Source organism: Carboxydocella sp. JDF658, assembly GCF_002049395.1.
Taxonomy (GTDB): domain Bacteria; phylum Bacillota.
Genome location: NZ_BDLR01000203.1, coordinates 1 through 264, shown reverse-complemented (window position 1 = coordinate 264; position 264 = coordinate 1). Strand labels below are relative to the sequence as shown.

1 rRNA gene is annotated in these 264 nt (G+C 56.4%); it reads left to right on the top strand.

Going from position 1 to position 264, the window contains the following annotated elements:
- Positions 1–264, top strand: a 23S ribosomal RNA gene (locus JDF658_RS13670); the annotation flags it as partial.

Genomic DNA, 264 nt, shown 5'->3' with positions numbered 1-264 from the left:
CCCGATTTGACCCCGAGTACCACGGGACACGAGGAACCCTGTGGGAATCCGGGAGGACCACCTCCCAAGGCTAAATACTCCTTGGCGACCGATAGTGAACGAGTACCGTGAGGGAAAGGTGAAAAGCACCCCGGGAGGGGAGTGAAAGAGAACCTGAAACCGTATGCCTACAAGCAGTCAGAGCCCGATTTAGCGGGTAATGGCGTGCCTTTTGTAGAATGAACCGGCGAGTTACGGTAGCAAGCGAGGTTAAGGCGGAGAGCC